This window comes from Streptomyces sp. NPDC005899 (assembly GCF_040629645.1).
Classification (GTDB): domain Bacteria; phylum Actinomycetota; class Actinomycetes; order Streptomycetales; family Streptomycetaceae; genus Streptomyces.
Map to the genome: position 1 here is coordinate 1 of NZ_JBEXWB010000718.1, position 1,009 is coordinate 1,009.

General features: G+C 74.6%; 1 protein-coding gene and 1 pseudogene. Both read right to left on the bottom strand.

The genetic code is table 11. From position 1 onward, the window contains the following. Positions 1-451 (bottom strand): annotated as a pseudogene (locus ABZ371_RS32895) (hypothetical protein); the annotation flags it as partial. A 175-nt stretch (positions 452-626) separates the two neighbouring features. Then, positions 627-1,009, bottom strand: a 383-nt coding sequence (locus ABZ371_RS32900) for a DUF6113 family protein (protein WP_358686656.1), incomplete at its 5' end; no start/stop codon positions are given.

Here is a 1,009-nt window from a genome sequence, read left to right on the forward strand (position 1 = left end):
CCCTGGCAGGCTTCCCGGCCGCGGCCTCGGGGGCCGGGCCGCCGTCGCCCGCACCACCGTCGCGGGCGTCCGCGCCGGTTCCGTCGGGTGCGCCCACGGGCGTCCCGCCGGGCGGCGTCGCGGCCGCCGCGGGCCTCGGGGTGCTTCCGGTGCGCTCGGAGTCCGGCCGTCCGCCGGACGGGTCGGTGTCGCTCATCGGCGTACGCATCACGACAGGCGGGATCGGACGGGAACCCGGGATGTTGATCCGGATACGCGTCGTCAGCGTCGTCTCGGTCCTGGGCTCGTCGGGCCGCTGCGGATCCGCAGGTTCCGGAGCCCCGTCCGGCCCGTCGTCGGACGGGTGCAACGACGGATACTGGCGTGATCCGTACGGCGGCGTACCGGAGGGGTACGCGGCTCCTCCGCGCCCCTGGGGCCCGGAGGACGAACTGTCAGTTTCACGACTCAAAGCAGGTTCTCCCGATTGGCTCCGCCGCCCGTACTTCCCCCATGCCGCAGGCCAGGGGACGGCTCGGCGCGCGCACCACCATACTGGCCGCCGCCGCAGGACACTCCGCGCCCGGGCTGAACAAGGATGCACCCGAGGCGGTCCACGGGGTCAATCCGGGAGCGGACATAGCACATCACGCACCTGGCCGACCGGCGCCGGTGGCCGAATAGGGCAACCTCGTCAGGGTGGCGCACATCACAGCGACGGCCATCCCTCCGAGCATGAAGAGCGTCAGGCCCAGTGCGTCGCCGAAGACGTAGTCGCCCTCGGGCCGCCCGCCGAGCAGCACGATCAGCACGAGGAGCCAGCCCACCGCCGGTGCCAGCGCGCCGAGCTGGGTGCGGGTGAGCAGCCGGCCGCCGAGGAACAGGCCGGCGGACGCCACCAGGGCGAGCAGCAGGCCGCCCGGGAAGAAGGCCGCCTGGACGAGAGTGCCGGCGAGCCCGACGGCGGCCCCCAGGACGGCGAGGCCGGCGTACACGGGGATGCGCGCGGGGTCGGGCACGGCGGCGAGGC